Origin of the sequence: Cellulosimicrobium composti, from assembly GCF_009711085.1 — a bacterium.
Lineage (GTDB): Bacteria > Actinomycetota > Actinomycetes > Actinomycetales > Cellulomonadaceae > Cellulosimicrobium > Cellulosimicrobium composti.
In genome coordinates, this window is the sequence record NZ_WMKA01000065.1 from 1 (window position 1) to 16,732 (window position 16,732).

The 16,732-nt window shown below is 74.0% G+C and carries 16 protein-coding genes; 14 read left to right on the forward strand and 2 right to left on the reverse strand.

Annotated elements, in window-relative coordinates; translation table 11 throughout:
• The 12 genes from GJV82_RS17800 to GJV82_RS17855 all read left to right on the forward strand — a co-directional run.
• On the forward strand, window positions 1–875 hold an 875-nt coding region (locus tag GJV82_RS17800; RefSeq protein ID WP_225873469.1), incomplete at its 5' end, for a cell division protein FtsQ/DivIB.
• 147 nt (window positions 876–1,022) lie between these two features.
• Window positions 1,023–2,378 (forward strand): cell division protein FtsZ, encoded by a 1,356-nt coding sequence (gene ftsZ / locus GJV82_RS17805; protein WP_024840632.1) that lies wholly within the window; start codon window positions 1,023–1,025, stop codon window positions 2,376–2,378.
• A gap of 31 nt (window positions 2,379–2,409) precedes the next feature.
• Window positions 2,410–3,192 carry a peptidoglycan editing factor PgeF gene (gene pgeF, locus GJV82_RS17810; protein ID WP_081772329.1) on the forward strand — a complete coding sequence of 261 codons (783 nt, stop codon included), beginning with the start codon at window positions 2,410–2,412 and terminating at the stop codon, window positions 3,190–3,192.
• A gap of 140 nt (window positions 3,193–3,332) precedes the next feature.
• Window positions 3,333–3,818: a cell division protein SepF gene (locus GJV82_RS17815; protein WP_024840634.1), complete on the forward strand. Its 486-nt coding sequence runs from the start codon at window positions 3,333–3,335 to the stop codon at window positions 3,816–3,818.
• A gap of 159 nt (window positions 3,819–3,977) precedes the next feature.
• Window positions 3,978–4,268, forward strand: coding sequence for a YggT family protein (locus GJV82_RS17820; RefSeq protein ID WP_024840635.1), 291 nt, complete (start codon window positions 3,978–3,980; stop codon window positions 4,266–4,268).
• A 216-nt stretch (window positions 4,269–4,484) separates the two neighbouring features.
• The gene (locus GJV82_RS17825) at window positions 4,485–5,153 is read left to right on the forward strand and encodes a DivIVA domain-containing protein (protein WP_024840636.1); all 669 of its coding nucleotides are present in this window, start codon (window positions 4,485–4,487) and stop codon (window positions 5,151–5,153) included.
• A gap of 133 nt (window positions 5,154–5,286) precedes the next feature.
• Entirely contained in the window at window positions 5,287–5,748 is a 462-nt protein-coding gene (locus tag GJV82_RS17830) for a TraR/DksA family transcriptional regulator (RefSeq protein WP_024840637.1), read from the forward strand.
• A 53-nt stretch (window positions 5,749–5,801) separates the two neighbouring features.
• Window positions 5,802–6,581 carry a signal peptidase II gene (locus tag GJV82_RS20840; RefSeq protein ID WP_081772320.1) on the forward strand — a complete coding sequence of 260 codons (780 nt, stop codon included), beginning with the start codon at window positions 5,802–5,804 and terminating at the stop codon, window positions 6,579–6,581.
• The gene (locus tag GJV82_RS17840) at window positions 6,578–7,510 is read left to right on the forward strand and encodes an RluA family pseudouridine synthase (RefSeq protein ID WP_115942416.1); all 933 of its coding nucleotides are present in this window, start codon (window positions 6,578–6,580) and stop codon (window positions 7,508–7,510) included. Before GJV82_RS20840 ends, GJV82_RS17840 begins: the two co-directional genes overlap by 4 nt.
• Window positions 7,507–8,034, forward strand: a complete 528-nt coding sequence (locus GJV82_RS17845; protein ID WP_312028579.1) for a GNAT family N-acetyltransferase — start codon at window positions 7,507–7,509, stop codon at window positions 8,032–8,034. Before GJV82_RS17840 ends, GJV82_RS17845 begins: the two co-directional genes overlap by 4 nt.
• 88 nt (window positions 8,035–8,122) lie before the next feature.
• Window positions 8,123–11,659 carry a DNA polymerase III subunit alpha gene (gene dnaE / locus GJV82_RS17850; protein WP_024840641.1) on the forward strand — a complete coding sequence of 1,179 codons (3,537 nt, stop codon included), beginning with the start codon at window positions 8,123–8,125 and terminating at the stop codon, window positions 11,657–11,659.
• A 46-nt stretch (window positions 11,660–11,705) separates the two neighbouring features.
• Entirely contained in the window at window positions 11,706–12,110 is a 405-nt protein-coding gene (locus GJV82_RS17855; RefSeq protein ID WP_024840642.1) for a pyridoxamine 5'-phosphate oxidase family protein, read from the forward strand.
• 56 nt (window positions 12,111–12,166) lie between these two features.
• On the opposite strand, the gene GJV82_RS17860 is transcribed toward GJV82_RS17855, so the two are convergent.
• Window positions 12,167–12,403, reverse strand: coding sequence for an RNA-binding S4 domain-containing protein (locus GJV82_RS17860; protein ID WP_034604362.1), 237 nt, complete (start codon window positions 12,401–12,403; stop codon window positions 12,167–12,169).
• Between the two features lie 116 nt (window positions 12,404–12,519).
• On the opposite strand from GJV82_RS17860, the gene hisD reads away from it, so the two are divergent.
• Together hisD and GJV82_RS17870 are read left to right on the forward strand one after the other, a co-directional pair.
• On the forward strand, window positions 12,520–13,845 hold the full coding sequence (gene hisD, locus GJV82_RS17865; protein ID WP_024840644.1) for a histidinol dehydrogenase: 1,326 nt from the start codon (window positions 12,520–12,522) through the stop codon (window positions 13,843–13,845).
• Complete coding sequence (locus tag GJV82_RS17870) at window positions 13,842–14,321, forward strand: GNAT family N-acetyltransferase (protein WP_051471629.1); 480 nt, start codon at window positions 13,842–13,844, stop codon at window positions 14,319–14,321. The genes hisD and GJV82_RS17870 overlap by 4 nt, the downstream gene beginning before the upstream one ends.
• A 16-nt stretch (window positions 14,322–14,337) precedes the next feature.
• Here GJV82_RS17870 and GJV82_RS17875 read toward each other — a convergent pair whose 3' ends face one another.
• Entirely contained in the window at window positions 14,338–16,602 is a 2,265-nt protein-coding gene (locus GJV82_RS17875) for a RecQ family ATP-dependent DNA helicase (protein ID WP_155100161.1), read from the reverse strand.
• Between the last annotated feature and the right edge of the window lie 130 nt (window positions 16,603–16,732).

Here is a 16,732-nt window from a genome sequence, read left to right on the forward strand (position 1 = left end):
CGACGCGGCCGGTCCGCCGCGTGCCGGCGGCGACGGGCGAGCTCGTGCCGTCGAACGGCGCGCGCACCGGACGCCCCGCGGGCCGTGGCGCGGCCTCCGGACGCGGTCCGGCGGGTCCCGCCGCACCCGTCGGGGTCGTGTCGCACGGCATGGCCGCGCGCCTCGCCGAGCGCGACGCCATGCGGCGGCACCGGATCCGCACGCGCGTGCTCGCGTGGACCGGCGGGCTGCTCGTGGTCGCGGGCCTCGCCTGGGTCGCGTTCTTCTCGTCCGTGCTCGGGCTCGACCTGGAGGACGTGACGATCGCGGGCGAGGGGACGGTCGTCGACCCGGCCCAGGTCGAGGCCGTCGTGGCCGAGTCCGCGGGGGTCCCGCTGCCGCGGCTCGACACGGTCGCGCTGCGCGAGCGCGTCCTCGACCTCAACGGCGTGCGGGACGTCGAGATCCGGCGGGTCTGGCCGTCGGGGCTCGCGGTGCTCCTGGAGTCGCGCGAGCCGGTGGTCGCCGTCCCCGTGGACGACGGCTTCGCGCTGCTCGACGCCGAGGGCGTGCACGTGCGCACCGACCCTGCCGTGCCTGAGGGGCTCCCCGAGATCGACGCCCCGCTCGACGAGCAGGGGGCGCGCGCGCTCGACGCGGCGCTCGTGCTGCTCAACACGCTCCCGCCCGACCTGCACGCGCAGGTCGCGGAGGTCTCCGCGCCGACGCGCGACGCCGTCCGGATGACCCTGCGCGACGGCGTGGTCGTCGAGTGGGGGAGCTCCGAGGAGGCCGCGCTCAAGGTGCGCGTCCTGCAGACGCTGCGGGCCGTGCCGGAGAACGCGGGCGTCACCGTGTACGACGTCTCGGCGCCGACGATGCCGGTGACGCGGTGAGCGCGCACGGCGATCGCCGACACGCGCGAGACGGTCGTTGATGATGGGCACGTCGACACCTACGGTCGACCCATGAACGACCTGACATAACTATAACCCTCTAGTTGAGGGTGAAGGTTCAGGGCTGACCGATCGAGAGGCATTGACGTGGCAACTCCGCAGAACTACCTAGCAGTGATCAAGGTGGTCGGCATCGGCGGTGGGGGCGTGAACGCCGTCAACCGGATGATCGAGGTCGGCCTCAAGGGCGTCGAGTTCATCGCGATCAACACGGACGCGCAGGCGCTGCTCATGTCGGACGCCGACGTCAAGCTCGACGTCGGCCGCGAGCTCACGCGCGGCCTCGGCGCCGGCGCCGACCCGGAGGTCGGCAAGAAGGCCGCCGAGGACCACGCCGAGGAGATCGAGGACGTGCTGCGCGGCGCGGACATGGTCTTCGTGACCGCGGGCGAGGGCGGCGGCACCGGCACGGGCGGCGCGCCCGTCGTCGCGCGCATCGCGCGCTCGCTCGGCGCGCTCACCGTCGGTGTCGTGACCCGGCCGTTCACGTTCGAGGGGCGCCGCCGCTCGGTCCAGGCGGACCAGGGCATCGAGAACCTGCGCAACGAGGTCGACACCCTCATCGTCATCCCCAACGACCGCCTCCTGTCGATGTCCGACCGCAACGTCAGCGCGCTGCAGGCGTTCCACCAGGCCGACCAGGTCCTGCTCTCCGGTGTCCAGGGCATCACCGACCTCATCACCACGCCGGGCCTGATCAACCTCGACTTCGCCGACGTGAAGTCGGTCATGCAGGGCGCGGGCAGCGCCCTCATGGGCATCGGCAACGCGCGGGGCGACGACCGCGCCGTCCAGGCCGCCGAGATGGCGATCTCGTCGCCGCTGCTCGAGGCGAGCATCGACGGCGCGCACGGCGTGCTCCTGTCCATCCAGGGCGGCTCCGACCTCGGCCTGTTCGAGATCAACGAGGCCGCGCGCCTCGTCCACGAGGCGGCGCACACCGAGGCGAACATCATCTTCGGCGCGGTGATCGACGACGCGCTGGGCGACGAGGTGCGCGTCACGGTGATCGCGGCGGGCTTCGACGGCGGCGCGCCCCAGGTCCGCGGCGACGCGCGGGCGCTCGGCCAGGTCGCGGGCGCGCAGCGTCCCGCGACGAGCGCGATCCCCGCGGTGCCCGCCGCGCGCCAGACCCCGCCGGTGCCGGCCCCCGCGACCGGGGCGCACACGCTGCCCCGCCCGGTGGTGCCGATCCAGCCGGAGGCCGACGACGTCCCGGTCACGCTCGACGGCGGCCCGGGCCCCGTGCCGGTCCAGCCCGCGACGCCCGCGCCCACCTTCACGGTCGTCGGGTCCGACGACGCGGCGGGTGCGGCGAACCAGAACGCCGACGCGGCCCCCGGCGGGCAGAACCCCGGCGTCGAGGTCCCGCCGCGGATCTTCGACGAGGAGCCCGCGCGCCGGAAGGTCGAGGAGCTCGACGTCCCGGACTTCCTCAAGTGACGGGTCGCGGGCGGCGATGAGCGTCGGCCGGATGCAGCACGGGAGGGGCGGCGTCGACGACGCCGCCCCTCCCGTCGTGCTCGAGGTCGACCTGGGTCCCGGGGTGCGCGCGGGCTTCACGACACGGGCCGGCGGGGTGTCGCCCGAGCCGTGGCAGTCCCTCAACCTCGGTCTCAACGTCACCGACGACGCGGCGCGCGTGCGCGCCAACCGGGCGCGCGCGGGCGCGTGGCTGGGGGCGCCGGTCGCGTTCGCGAGCCAGGTGCACGGCACGGACGTCGCGGTCGTGACGGACCGGGGGAGCGCCGCCGACTCGGTCGGCGAGGCCGACGCGATGGTCGCGGTCGCGGCGGGCGTCGGGCTCGGCGTCCTCGTCGCCGACTGCGTCCCCGTGCTCCTCGCCGACGTCGAGGCGGGCGTGGTCGGCGTCGCGCACGCCGGGCGCCGCGGCCTCGCCCACGGGGTCGTGCCCGCGGTGCTCGACGCGATGCGCTCCGCGGGGGCGAGCGTCGGGCGCGTGCGCGCCGCCGTCGGCCCGAGCGCGTGCGGCCGCTGCTACGAGGTCCCCGCGACGATGCGCGACGAGGTCGCGCTCGCGCGGCCGGCGACGTGGTCGACGACGACGTGGGGCACGCCCGCGCTCGACCTCCCGGCGGGCGTCGTCGCGGACCTCGAGGCCGCGGGCGTCGCGGACGTGGTGCACGTCGGGGCGTGCACGATCGAGGACGAGCGGTTCTTCTCGCACCGCCGGGCGGCCCGGGGCGGCTCGACGACGGGCCGCTTCGCGGGTCTCGTGGCCCTCGCGGGCGCGTGAAGGGCACGACCTCGACCTGCGGGTGAGGTTGACAGGTCCGGGCGTGTCGCTCCGGGATCGCCCGATCCCCTCGGTTAGCGTGAACGCACCGGTCCGACAGCCGGTGGACCGACGGATCGATCGAGGACGGAGCAAGGCCCATGGCGGGAGCGCTGCGCAAGACCATGCTGTATCTGGGCCTCGCTGATGATCGTGGCGAGGACGGGCAGGACGAGTACGTCGACGAGCTCGACGAGACGGGGGCGGACGTGTCGCACGACTACCAGGCCCAGGTGACGCCGCTGCACCGGGCGCTCGGCCCGCGCGAGGTGCCGCAGACGAGCATGACGGCGGCCGAGCTGCGCCGGATCACGACGGTGCACCCGCGCTCGTACAACGACGCGCGCGTCATCGGCGAGGCGTTCCGCGGCGGCACGCCGGTCATCATGAACCTCTCGGACATGGACGACGCGGACGCGAAGCGCCTCGTCGACTTCTCCGCGGGCCTCATCTTCGGCCTGCACGGCGCGATCGAGCGCGTCACCAACAAGGTGTTCCTGCTGTCGCCCGAGCACGTGGAGATCACGGGCGAGGAGCAGGCCGCCTCGCCGGCGCCCGGCCGCGCCGGGTTCTACAACCAGAGCTGACGGTCCTCGCGGCACGGCGCCCCCGCCGACCGCCCGCCGCACGGACCGCACCGGAGGGACGGGCGCGCCGCGCCCGTCCCTCCGGCGTGCGCGGGGTCGAGCGCCCGCGTCGCGTGTCCCGCGCCCGGGGCGGGCGCGCTCGTCTGGCACAGTTGACCCGTGATCTGGGACCTCATCACAGGGATCGTCGGATTCCTGCTCTGGCTCTACCTGCTGCTGCTCATCGGTCGGCTCGTGTTCGACTGGGTGCAGTTCTTCGCGCGCGAGTGGCGGCCGAGAGGCGCGGTGCTCGTGCTCGCCGAGGTGATCTACTCGGCGACCGACCCGCCGCTGCGCGCGCTGCGCCGGCTGATCCCGCCCCTCACGCTGGGGCAGGTGCGTCTCGACCTGGCGTTCATCATCCTGTTCTTCGCCGTGACCATCGCGGCGCAGATCGTCTCCGCGCTCTGAGACGCTCGTCACTCGCCGGGCCGGCGGTCGGCCCGAACCGCGCCGCTACGTCCGGTTCGCCCCGCCCCCTGTCCGCACCCCGACGGCGCCCGCCCGCACCCCGCGGCGCGCGACCACGGGGCCGCTCCCGGCTCCCCGGGGCAATGTCCGCTACTTTGGAGTCTTGGTGATCGCGAGGTCGCCCGGACCGACACGCAAACGCTATGAGGTGAACCGATGGCACTGCTCACTGCAGAGGACATCCTGAACAAGAAGTTCTCGGCGACGAAGTTCCGCGAGGGGTACGACGTCGAAGAGGTCGACGACTTCTTGGACGAGGTGGTGAGGACCCTCAACTCCGTGCAGGAGGAGAACGAGGACCTCAAGTCGAAGCTCGCTGCCGCGGAGCGTCGTATCGCCGAGCTCAGCCGGGCCGACGCGTCCAGCGCTGCGGTGCAGGCTCCGGTCGTCGACGCGCCCCAGGCCCCCGAGCCGGAGCCGGCTCCGGCCGCGCCGATCTCGCAGGCCGTCGTCTCGAAGAACGCGGCGGAGCCCGAGTCGGCCACGGGCATGCTGCAGCTCGCCCAGAAGCTGCACGACGACTACGTGCGCTCGGGCCAGGAGGAGGGCGACCGGCTCATCGCGGAGGCGAAGGAGGAGGGCTCGCGCATCGTGCGCGAGGCCGAGGAGACCTCGCACCGCACGCTCTCGCAGCTCGAGCAGGAGCGCTCGCTCCTCGAGCGCAAGATCGACGAGCTGCGCATCTTCGAGCGCGACTACCGCACGCGCCTCAAGAGCTACCTGCAGAACCTGCTGGGCGACCTGGACAACCGGGGCAGCGCCCTCCCGCCGCGCAGCAACGTCGGCGGGGCCGCCCGCACAAGCGACCTCGCTCCCGGCCTCTAGCACCTGCGTCGACCGTCCGGCAGCGGCCGGTACGCCTCGCACCTGCCTTCTCCGCTCCGGCGGACCGGCGTGGTGTGTTGTGCGTACCGGCCGCTGCGTCTACTCTCGCGTGACTCGAACTTGGAGGGGCGACATGACCAAGCTCACCACCGCGGCCCGGTCGGCCGTGCGCGACCGCTTCCCGAACCTCGCGAAGGACGTCAAGTCCTTCCCTGTGCGCGACGGGGAGGACCCCTGGACCCTGCGCGAGGTCGAGGAGCTCGCCGCGGAGCTCCTCGCCGAGAAGGAGCGCCTGGAGGGTGAGCTCGCCGCCGCGGACGAGGAGCTCTCGAACCTCCTGCGGCACTCCGGCGACGGCGCGGGCGACGACCAGGCGGACTCCGGGTCGAGCGCGCTGGAGCGCGAGCAGGAGCTCACGCTCGTCAACAACGTCCGCGACCTGCTCGCCCAGACGACGCACGCGCTCGACCGCATCGCGGCCGGGACGTACGCGACGTGCGAGGAGACGGGGCTGCCGATCGGGAAGGCCCGCCTGCAGGCGTTCCCGCGCGCGAACCTGTCCGTCGAGGCGAAGCAGCGCGCCGAGCGCCGCTGACGCCGCCACCCGGGGGACCCCGGCGGGCCGACGACGTGGCAGACTTGCCGCCGATGTCCACCTCCGCACGCCCCGAGCCCACCGACCCCGCCGAGCCCGTCGCGGCGTCCGCCCCGGAACCGTCCCGCCACGGTCCCCGACGCGCCCTCGTGGTCTGGACGGTCGTCCTCGCCGCCCTCGTCCTCGTGGCCGACCAGCTCACCAAGTGGTGGGCCGAGTCGAGCCTCACGCTCGGCGACGACACGATCCCGCTCGTGGGGTCGCTGCTCGGCCTGCGGCTCGTCTACAACCCCGGGGCCGCGCTCTCGATCGCGACCGGGATGACGTGGGTGCTGACGATCGTCGTCGTCGCCGTCGTGGTCGTCATCGTGCGGATGGTGAGCCGCATCGGCTCGCGTGCGTGGGCCGTCGCCCTCGGGCTCCTGCTCGGCGGCGCGCTCGGCAACCTGCTCGACCGGTTCTTCCGCGAGCCCGGGTTCGCGCGCGGTCACGTGGTGGACTTCCTCGCCTACGGGAACTGGTTCGTGGGCAACGTCGCGGACGTCGCGATCGTCGGCGCCGCCGTCATGATCGCGGTCCTGTCGGTCCTCGGGATCGGCCTCGACGGGTCGCGCCACGGGCACGACGCCGCCGACGACACGGACGCCGAGCGGTCCGCGGCGGACGCCGACGCGTCGGCCGAGCACGCCGGCCCGGGCGAGGTCCCGACGGTCGCCTCGCCGGACCCTGCCCCGGAGGCTCGCGACAGCAAGGCTGCGGGTGCCGGCACGCAGGGGCCGGCCGCTGACGCCGGCACCGCGCCCACGACGGCCGAGCGCGAGGGGGACCGGTGAGCCTGCGGTCCCTCCCCGTGCCCGACGGCCTCGCGGGCGAGCGCGTCGACGCGGGGCTGTCCCGCCTCCTCGGCCTCTCGCGCACGCGCGCGGCCGAGCTCGCCGCCGCGGGCGCCGTGCGCCTCGACGGACGGGAGGTCGGCAAGTCCGACCGCCTCGTCCCCGGCGGGTGGCTCGAGGTCGACGTGCCCGACGCCGCCCCCGCGGCGGTCGAGGTCGTCGCCGAGCCCGTGCCCGGCATGGGCATCGTCCACGACGACGACGACGTCGTGGTCGTCGACAAGCCCGTGGGCGTGGCCGCGCACCCGTCGCCCGGGTGGACCGGCCCGACCGTCGTGGGGGCGCTCGCTGCCGCGGGCTACCGGATCTCGACGTCCGGTGCCGCCGAGCGCCAGGGCATCGTGCACCGCCTCGACGTCGGCACGTCCGGCCTCATGGTCGTCGCGAAGAGCGAGGTCGCGTACACGGCGCTCAAGCGCGCGTTCAAGGAGCGCACGGTCGACAAGGTCTACCACGCGCTCGTCCAGGGCCACCCCGAGCCGACGACCGGGACGATCGACGCCCCGATCGGGCGGCACCCGAGCGCCGACTGGAAGTTCGCGGTCACCGCCGAGGGCAAGCCGTCGGTGACGCACTACGAGGTCCTCGAGATGCTCCCCGCGGCGTCGCTCGTCGAGGTGCACCTCGAGACCGGGCGCACCCACCAGATCCGGGTCCACTTCTCCGCGCTGCGCCACCCGTGCGTCGGCGACCTCACCTACGGCGCGGACCCCGTCCTCGCCTCGCGCGTCTCCCTGACCCGGCAGTGGCTCCACGCGGTGCGGCTCGGCTTCGAGCACCCGACGACCGGGCAGTGGCTCGAGCTGACCAGCGAGTACCCCGACGACCTCGCGCACGCGCTCGAGGTCCTGCGCGGGGCCTACGCGTGAGCGCGACCCGACCCGTCCCTCTCCCGGAGGGCGGGCGGCTCGTCGTCGAGCGCGTGTCCGACGACGCCGGGCTGGCCGCCGCGCACGCGCTGCGGCTCGCGGTGTTCGTCGACGAGCAGGGCGTGCCCGTCGAGGAGGAGATCGACGACCTCGACGCCGCGCCGACGACGACGCACGTCCTCGTCCGCGACCGCGAGCGGGACGGCGAGGTCGTCGGGACGGGTCGTCTGCTCACCGACCCGGCGCACCCCGGCGAGGTGCACGTGGGCCGGGTCGCCGTCGCCGCGTCGGCCCGCGGCACCGGGGCGGGCGCCGCCGTCATGTTGGCCCTGGAGCGCCTCGCGCTCGCCGAGCACGCGGTGCCCGGCCCCGACGGGCGGTCCGCGGTGCGGGTCCTGCTGTCCGCGCAGGTGCAGGCGATCGGGTTCTACGAGCGCCTCGGCTACACCGTCTCGGGGCCGGTCTACCTCGACGCCGGCATCGACCACCGCGACGCCGCGAAGACCGTCACCGTCGACGCCTGACGCCGTCGCCGGGGCGTGTGCGTCGTGGCACAGCACACGCCTGCCGAGGGTGGGCGGGAGCGTGGGCGGGCCGACTTAGGATCGACGCATGCCGACCGCCACCGAGGACTTCGTCCATCTCCACGTCCACACCGAGTACTCGATGCTGGACGGCGCGGCCCGGATCGGGGACCTGTTCGACGAGGTCGAGAGGCTCGGGCAGAAGGCGATCGCGACGACCGACCACGGGTACGTGTTCGGGGCGTTCGAGTTCTGGTCGCGCGCGCAGGCGAAGGGCATCAAGCCGATCATCGGCGTCGAGGCGTACATCACGCCGGGCACGAGCCGGTTCGACCAGACGCGCGTGCGGTTCGGGCAGCAGGGCCAGGAGGCGGACGACGTCTCGGCCCGCGGTGCGTACACGCACATGACGTTGCTCGCGAAGGACAACGAGGGCCTGCACAACCTGTTCCGCGCGTCGTCGCTCGCGTCGCTCGAGGGGCAGATGGGCAAGTGGCCGCGCATGGACCGCGAGCTTCTCCAGACGTACGGCAAGGGGCTGATCGCCACGAGCGGGTGCCCGTCGGGCGAGATCCAGACGCGGCTGCGGCTCGGCCAGTGGGACGAGGCGGTGCGGACCGCGGGCGAGCTGCAGGACATCTTCGGTCGCGAGAACTTCTTCGTCGAGCTCATGGACCACGGGATCGAGATCGAGACCCGGGTCACCAAGGACCTGCTGCGCCTCGCGGAGACGATCGGCGCGCGGCTCGTCGCGACGAACGACCTGCACTACGTGCGCGAGGAGGACGCGTCGAGCCAGGAGGCGCTGCTCGCGATCAACTCGGGCTCGACCCTGGACGACCCGGACCGGTTCAAGTTCGACGGCACCGGCTACTACGTGAAGTCTGCGGCGGAGATGCGCCGCGTGTTCGCGGAGCTCCCCGAGGCGTGCGACAACACGCTCCTCATCGCGGAGCAGTGCGACGTGTCGTTCGACACGAACGCGAACTACATGCCGAAGTTCCCCGTCCCCGAGGGCGAGGACGAGACGAGCTGGTTCGTCAAGGAGGTCGAGCGGGGCCTGCACCGGCGCTACCCGAACGGCATCCCGGACGCGGCGCGCAAGCAGGCGCAGTACGAGACCGAGGTCATCATCCAGATGGGCTTCCCGGGGTACTTCCTCGTGGTCGCCGACTTCATCAACTGGGCCAAGGAGCAGGGCATCCGTGTGGGGCCCGGGCGCGGCTCGGCCGCGGGCTCGATGGCGTCGTACCTCATGGGCATCACGGAGCTCGACCCGCTCGAGCACGGCCTGATCTTCGAGCGGTTCCTCAACCCCGAGCGCGTGTCGATGCCCGACGTCGACGTCGACTTCGACGAGCGCCGGCGCGGCGAGGTCATCCGGTACGTCACGGAGAAGTACGGCGACGACCGCGTCGCGCAGATCGTCACGTACGGCACGATCAAGGCCAAGCAGGCGCTCAAGGACTCGGCGCGCCTGCTCGGCTTCCCGTTCGCGATGGGGGAGAAGCTCACCAAGGCGATGCCGCCGGCGGTGATGGGCAAGGACATCCCGTTGTCCGGGATCTTCGACCCGAAGCACGAGCGGTACGCCGAGGCGGCGGAGTTCCGCCAGCTCCACGACTCCGACCCGGAGGCGCAGCGCGTCGTCGAGCTCGCGCGCGGCATCGAGGGCCTGAAGCGGCAGTGGGGCGTGCACGCGGCGGGCGTCATCATGTCGAGCGACCCGCTCATCGACATCATCCCGATCATGCGCCGCCCCCAGGACGGTGCGGTCATCACGCAGTTCGACTACCCGACGTCCGAGGGCCTGGGGCTCATCAAGATGGACTTCCTCGGGCTGCGCAACCTCACGATCCTCGACGACGCGCTCGAGAACATCACGATGAACGGCAAGGACCCGATCGAGATCGAGTCCCTCCCGCTCGACGACAAGGCGTCCTACGACCTCCTCGCGCGCGGCGACACGCTCGGCGTGTTCCAGCTCGACGGCGGCCCGATGCGCGCGCTGCTGCGGCAGATGAAGCCGGACAAGTTCGACGACCTCTCGGCCGTCATCGCGCTGTACCGCCCGGGCCCGATGGGCATGAACTCGCACACGAACTACGCGCTGCGCAAGAACGGGCTGCAGAAGATCGAGCCCATCCACCCCGAGCTCGCGGAGCCGCTCGCGGAGATCCTGGACGAGACGTACGGCCTCATCGTCTACCAGGAGCAGGTGCAGCGCGCCGCCCAGATCCTTGCGGGCTACTCGCTCGGCCAGGCCGACCTGCTGCGCCGCGCGATGGGCAAGAAGAAGAAGGAGATCCTCGACAAGGAGTTCGTCCCCTTCCAGGCGGGCTGCCGCGAGCGCGGCTACTCCGACGCGGCGATCCAGGCCGTGTGGGACACGCTCGTGCCGTTCGCCGGGTACGCGTTCAACAAGGCGCACTCGGCCGGGTACGGGCTCGTGGCGTACTGGACGGCGTTCCTCAAGGCGAACTACCCGACCGAGTACATGGCTGCGCTGCTGCAGAGCGTGCGCGACGACAAGGACAAGCTCGCGCTCTACCTCAACGAGTGCCGGCGCATGCACATCACGGTGCTCCCGCCCGACGTCAACGACTCCGCGGCGAAGTTCACGGCCGTCGGGACGGACATCCGCTTCGGCCTCACGGGCGTGCGCAACGTCGGCGCGAACGTGGTCGACGCGATCATCCGCACGCGCGAGGAGAAGGGCGCGTTCACCTCCTTCACGGACTTCCTCGACAAGGTGCCCGCGGTCGTCTGCAACAAGCGCACGATCGAGTCGCTCATCAAGGCGGGCGCGTTCGACTCGCTCGGGCACGCGCGCCGCGCGCTGCTCGTGGTGCACGAGCAGGCCGTGGACTCGGTCATCAGCGTCAAGCGCAAGGAGGCGGAGGGCCAGTTCGACCTCTTCGCGGACTTCGGGGGCGCGGACGACGAGGACGGCCTGTCCTTCTCGGTCGACGTGCCCGACCTGCCGGACTGGGACAAGAAGCAGCGGCTCGCGTTCGAGCGCGAGATGCTCGGCCTCTACGTCTCGGACCACCCGCTGTCGGGGCTCGAGCACGTCCTGACGCGCGCGGCGGACACCGGGATCGCGAACCTCCTCGCGGACGAGGGCCGGCCGGACGGGTCGACGGTGACGATCGCGGGTCTCATCACGTCGCTCCAGCGCAAGATGAGCAAGAACGGCAACCCGTGGGCGGCCGTGACGATCGAGGACCTCGAGGGCGCCGTGGAGGTCATGTTCTTCGGCGAGACGTACCTCGCGTACTCGACGATCCTCGCCGAGGACCAGGTCGTCGTGCTGCGCGGGCGCGTCCGCCGCCGCGACGACACGATGCAGCTGCAGGCGATGGAGGTCTCGCTCCCGGACATCACCGTGGGCGCGGAGTCCCCGCTCGCGGTCAAGGTGTCGCACACGCGGTGCGTCGAGCCGGTCATCCTGCGCCTGCGCGAGGTCCTCGCGACCCACCCCGGCTCGGCCGAGGTGCACGTGCAGGTGCTCGAGCCCGGCAAGACGACGATCGTGCGCGCGGGCGACGGCCTGCGGGTCGAGAAGTCGCCCGCGCTCTTCGGCGACCTCAAGGCCCTGCTCGGGCCGTCGTGCCTCGTCTGACGCGGTCGCGGCGGCGCGCCGCGGCGGCGGACCTAGACTCGCGAGCGTGATCCGACTCAACCCCGAGCAGCGCGTCTTCGTCACCGAGCGGCACCTGGCCACGCTCACGACCCTGCGGGAGGACGGGAGCCCGCACGTCGTGCCGGTCGCGTTCACGTGGGACCCGGACGCGGGCGTCGTGCGGATCACCACGAACCGCGGGTCGGTCAAGGCCCGCAACGCGCGCCGGGCCGGGCCGGACGGGGCACGCCCGCGTGCGGCCGTGTGCCAGGTCGACGGCGGGCGCTGGCTCACGCTCGAGGGCACGATCGAGGTCGTCGAGGACCCGGACGAGATCGCCGACGCGGTCGCTCGGTACGCCCGCCGCTACCGGCCGCTCGAGCCGAAGACCGAGCGTGTCGTCCTGCGGCTCACGCCCGACAAGGTGATGGCGTCGACCTACATGGCGTGACGCCGGCCCGCAGACCCCACTGGCACCACTGGCTCCGCGGGACGGCCGCGGGGGGCTCAGGCGACGGTCGCGCTCTCGGAGCCCTGCGGCCGGTCCACCGAGACGACGTCCCCGCGGTGGAGCTGGCGGCCCCGGCGCGTGTCGACCTCGCCGTTGACGCGCACCTCACCCTCGGTGACGAGCTCGCGCGCCTCGGCGCCGGACTCGGCGAGCCCGGCGAGCTTGAGGAACTGCCCGAGGCGGATGACGTCGTCGGAGATCTCGACCGGGCGGGCGTCGCGGGGGAAGCTCATGGTGACCATTGTCCCCGGCCGTGTGCGCGGTGACGACCGCCCGGCATGCGCGGTGCGTCGCGACCGGTGGACGGGACGCCTCGTCGCGCCGGTGCGCGGGCTCCTAGACTCGTCCCATGATCACCCGCATCGATCTTCGAGGGCGTTCCCTGTCCGCACGCGAGCTCGCCGAGACCCTGCCCCGCGCGGAGGTCGGCGTCGAGGACGCGGCGCATCAGGTGGCGCCCATCATCGAGGCGGTGCGGACGCGCGGTGCCGAGGCCCTGCGCGAGTACGCCGAGCGCTTCGACGGTGTGCGCCCGGAGCACCTGCGGGTGCCCGCGGACGCGATCGCCGCGGCGCTCGCGGACCTCGACCCCGCCGTGCGCGCGGGTCTCGAGGAGGCGATCCGGCGCGTGCGGCTCGTGCACGCCGCGCAGCGTCCGCAGGACTTCTCGGTCGAGCTCGGGCCCGGGGCGCGCGTGCGCCAGCGCTGGGTGCCCGTACGCCGGGTCGGGCTCTACGCGCCGGGCGGGCTCGCGGTGTACCCGTCGTCCGTCGTCATGAACGTGGTCGCGGCGCAGGAGGCCGGCGTGCGCAGCCTCGCGGTCGCGTCCCCGCCGCAGCGCGACGGCGCGGGGCTCCCGCACCCGACGATCCTCGCGGCGTGCGCGCTGCTCGGCGTCGAGGAGGTGTACGCCGTCGGGGGAGCCCAGGCCGTCGCGATGTTCGCGTACGGGGCCGCGGGGAGCGAGCCGCAGGACGGCGACGTGCTGTGCGAGCCGGTCGACGTCGTCACCGGCCCGGGCAACGTGTTCGTGGCCGCGGCCAAGCGGCTCGTGCGCGGCGTCGTGGGGATCGACGCCGAGGCGGGCCCGACCGAGATCGCGATCCTCGCGGACGGCACCGCCGACCCGGGGCACGTCGCGGCCGACCTCATCAGCCAGGCGGAGCACGACCCCCTGGCCGCGGCGGTGCTCGTCACGCCCTCCGTCGAGCTCGCGGCCGCGGTCGAGGCGCGCCTCACCGATCTCGTCCCGGCGACGAAGCACGCGCAGCGCGTCGCGCAGTCGCTCGCGGGCCCGCAGTCCGCGGTCGTGCTCGTCGACGACCTCGAGCACGGCCTGCAGGTCGTCGACGCGTACGGCGCGGAGCACCTCGAGATCCAGACGGTCGGCGCGTCCGAGCTCGCGGACCGGGTCACGAGCGCGGGCGCGATCTTCGTGGGCCCGTGGGCGCCCGTGTCGCTCGGCGACTACATGGCCGGCTCGAACCACGTGCTCCCCACGGGCGGGTGCGCGCACTTCTCCAGTGGCCTCGGCGTGCACAGCTACGTCAAGGCGGTCCAGGTGATCGAGTACGACCGCGACGCCCTCGAGGAGCTCGCGGACCGGATCGTCGCCGTCGCGAACGACGAGGACCTGCCGGCCCACGGCGAGGCGGTGCGGGCGCGGTTCCTGTGACCCGGCCGCGCGGGGTCGGCGTGCCGGTGCGGCGCGCCGTCCCGCGCGACGCCGACGACCTCGTCGGTCTACGCGTCCACCTCATGCGCGCGATGGGTGAGCGGGACGCCGACGACCCGACGTGGCAGGCGCGTGCCCGCGCGTGGTTCGCCGACCGCCTCCGGACCCCCGACGTCGTGGCCTTCGTGGTCGACGGGTCGGACCGCGTCGCCGCGTGCGCGCTCGTCGAGCTGCACCGGTCGGCCCCGTCGGCGCGCAACCCGCACGGCACGACGGCGCACCTGTCGAACGTGTGCACCGTGCCCGGCGCCCGCGGCCGGGGGTACGCGCGCGCGTGCGTCGAGGCGGCGCTCGACTGGGCGCGCGAGGCCGGCGCGGACTCCGTCTCCCTGCACGCGACGCCGGACGGCGAGCGGCTCTACCGTGCGCTCGGGTTCGTCGACACGACGTACACGGAGCTGCGGCTGCGGTGGTGAGTCGCGCCCGGCGCGCTCAGCGCACGCCGAGCACGAACGGGTGCACGGCCGCGGCGCCCGCACGGCGCAGGAGCCGCGCCGCGACCGTGAGGGTCCACCCCGACTCGGTGTAGTCGTCGACCAGGAGCACGCGCCGGCCCGCGAGCCCGGCGAGCGCCGCGTCCGGCAGCTCGAGCTGCAGGCGCCCCGCGACCCCGGCGAGGCGCGTCGCGGAGTTCACGTCGTGCCGGCCGGGCTCCTCGCGCCCGGGGACCGGGCCGACGGCGCCGATGAGCGGGCGCCCGAGGTAGCTCGCGAGGCCGTGGGCGAGGTGGAACGTCAGCCGGGGGCGGGTCACCGACCGCACGGCCACCACGCCGTCGACGAGGAGCCGGCGCTCCGGTACCGCTCCCGCTCCCGCCCCCGCGCCCGGGGCGCCGTCCTCCGGGCCCGCCTCGGCCCCTTCCTCGGCCGTCGGGGTCTCGTACAGGTCGGGCCACTCGTCGAGCACGCGCGCCGCCGCGCGCCGCAGCGCGACGGGCGTGTCGTCGTCGGGCGTCGTGGGCGCGAACAGCTCGCGCAGCGGGGCCGACCAGCCCAGGCCGTCGAGCCGCGCCACGGCGCGTCCCGTCTCGGCGAGCTCGTCGGGGCCGAGGCGGCCGCGCAGGTCGAGCCCGAGGCGGTCCATGCCGCTCGGCCACTGGCGGCGCGCCACGACCTCGACCCCCGGACGGTCCATGTCCGCGCGCGCGGCCGCGACGGCCTCCGCGTCCGGCAGCGCGGGCAGGGTCACGCCGCCGCACGAGTCGCAGCGGCCGCAGCGCCACCCGTCCTCGAGCTCCGGGTCGTCGAGGGCGGCGCGCAGGAACGCCATCCGGCACCCGTCGGTGGCCTCGTAGTCGAGCATCGCCTGCTGCTCGGCCGAGCGCGTCGCGTCGACGCGCTCGTACCGCTCGGCGTCGTACGTCCACGGCTCGCCGGTCGCCTCCCAGCCGCCCTTGACGCGCCGCACCGCGCCGTCCACGTCGAGCACCTTGAGCATGCCCTCGAGGCGCGAGCGCTTGAGGTCGACCTGCGTCTCGAGCTGCGCGACCGACTGCGTGCCGCCAGCGGCCAGCGCGTCGAGCGTCGCGCGGACCTGCGCCTGGGGCGGGAACGCGGTCGACGCGAACCACTCCCAGATCCGCCGGTCCTCCTCGCCCGGGAGCAGCACCACGACGGCCGAGTCGACGCCGCGCCCGGCGCGGCCGACCTGCTGGTAGTAGGCGATGGGCGAGCTCGGCGCCCCGAGGTGCACGACGAAGGCCAGGTCCGGCTTGTCGAAGCCCATGCCGAGCGCGGACGTCGCGACGAGCGCCTTGACGCGGTTCTCCTTGAGGTCCTCCTCGAGGCGCTCGCGCTCGGCCGGGTCCGTCTGACCCGTGTACGACGCGACGGCGAGGCCCGCGGCCCGGAGCTGGCTCGCGACCTGCTCCGCGGCCGAGACGGTGAGGCAGTAGACGATGCCCGAGCCGTCGACGTCCTGCAGCGCCTCGGCGAGCCACGCGACGCGCGTCGGCTGGTCGGGCAGGCGCAGCACGGCGAGGTGCAGCGACTCGCGGTCGAGCCCGCCGCGCAGCACGAGCACGTCCTCGTGCCCCTCGCCCGGCGCACCCGCGGCGTGCGCCGCGCTCACGCCGAGCTGCTCCGCGACGTCCGCGGTGACGCGCGCGTTCGCCGTCGCGGTGGTCGCGAGCACGGGGATGCCCGGCGGGAGGTCGGCCAGGAGGGTGCGGATGCGCCGGTAGTCGGGCCGGAAGTCGTGCCCCCAGTCGGAGATGCAGTGCGCCTCGTCGACGACGACGAGCCCGGCGTCGGCTGCGAGCCGGGGGAGCACCTCGTCGCGGAAGCCGGGGTTGTTGAGCCGCTCGGGCGAGCACAGCAGCACGTCGACCTCGCCCGCGGCGATGGCGCGGTGGACGTCGTCCCACTCGGTGACGTTCGCGGAGTTGATCGTCACGGCCTTGATGCCGGCGCGCGCCGCCGCGGAGATCTGGTCGCGCATGAGCGCGAGGAGGGGGGACACGATGACGGTGGGGCCGGCGCCGCGGTCGCGCAGGAGCCGCGTGGCGACGAAGTACACGGCGGACTTGCCCCACCCGGTGCGCTGCACGACGAGCGCGCGACGGCGGAACGCCACGAGCGCCTCGATCGCGCGCCACTGGTCCTCGCGCAGGGCCGCGTCGTCTCGTCCGACGAGCGCGCGCAGCGCGGTCTCCGCGTCCTCGCGCAGGGACTGGCCGTCGAGCAGCCCGCGCAGCATGGCGAGCTTGGCCCGCCTGGCGGCCTCCCCGCCGTCGGACGCCGGAGGGGAGTCCGGGGCCGGCGCGGTCGCGGTGGCCCGGCCGCCCTCGCGCGGCGCGCCGTCGGCCGGCTGCGCGTCCGGCGCCGGC

What these genes read in the sequence shown, in the direction of transcription:
- pgeF (WP_081772329.1), top strand. Translation starts at nt 2,410, where the DNA reads ATGCAGCACGGGAGGGGCGGCGTCGACGACGCCGCCCCTCCCGTCGTG.
- GJV82_RS17815 (WP_024840634.1), top strand. Translation starts at nt 3,333, where the DNA reads ATGGCGGGAGCGCTGCGCAAGACCATGCTGTATCTGGGCCTCGCTGAT.
- GJV82_RS17825 (WP_024840636.1), top strand. Translation starts at nt 4,485, where the DNA reads ATGGCACTGCTCACTGCAGAGGACATCCTGAACAAGAAGTTCTCGGCG.
- GJV82_RS17830 (WP_024840637.1), top strand. Translation starts at nt 5,287, where the DNA reads ATGACCAAGCTCACCACCGCGGCCCGGTCGGCCGTGCGCGACCGCTTC.
- GJV82_RS20840 (WP_081772320.1), top strand. Translation starts at nt 5,802, where the DNA reads ATGTCCACCTCCGCACGCCCCGAGCCCACCGACCCCGCCGAGCCCGTC.
- dnaE (WP_024840641.1), top strand. Translation starts at nt 8,123, where the DNA reads ATGCCGACCGCCACCGAGGACTTCGTCCATCTCCACGTCCACACCGAG.
- GJV82_RS17860 (WP_034604362.1), bottom strand. Translation starts at nt 12,403, where the DNA reads ATGAGCTTCCCCCGCGACGCCCGCCCGGTCGAGATCTCCGACGACGTC.
- hisD (WP_024840644.1), top strand. Translation starts at nt 12,520, where the DNA reads ATGATCACCCGCATCGATCTTCGAGGGCGTTCCCTGTCCGCACGCGAG.
- GJV82_RS17875 (WP_155100161.1), bottom strand. Translation starts at nt 16,602, where the DNA reads ATGCTGCGCGGGCTGCTCGACGGCCAGTCCCTGCGCGAGGACGCGGAG.